We start from the raw sequence: 537 nt of genomic DNA on the forward strand, positions 1-537 counted from the left end.
TTTTACTTAGCATACAACGTACTTTTTCTCCACCTGAAAGCACACTAGCTTTTTTCTTAACTTCTTCACCACTAAATAACATACGACCTAAGAAACCACGTAAAAATGTTTCTGTTTGTTCATCTTCCGGTGCATATTGTCTTAACCAATCTACAAGGTTCATATTAACGCCCTCAAAGAATTCTGAGTTATCTTTAGGGAAGTAACTTAATGATGTTGTTACACCCCATTTATAAGAACCTTCGTCTGGTTCCATTTCACCAGCTAATATTTTAAGTAATGTTGTTTTCGCGATTTCACTATCTCCAATTAAAATTGCTTTATCATTTGGATTCATTGTGAATGAAATGTTATCTAATACTTTTTCACCGTCAATCGTTTTAGAAAGATTTTGAACGATTAATAAGTCATTACCAATCTCACGCTCAGGCGTGAATTTAACGAAAGGATATCTTCTTGATGATGGTTGAATATCATCTAATTCAATTTTCTCAAGTTGTTTTTTACGACTTGTTGCTTGTTTAGATTTAGAAGCGT

General features: G+C 33.0%; 1 protein-coding gene. It reads right to left on the reverse strand.

The window, feature by feature from the left end:
* A partial coding sequence (locus IDG60_RS01450) for an ATP-binding cassette domain-containing protein (protein ID WP_206160403.1) occupies positions 1 to 537 on the reverse strand: 537 nt, incomplete at both ends.

This window comes from Staphylococcus sp. EG-SA-2 (assembly GCF_017152085.1).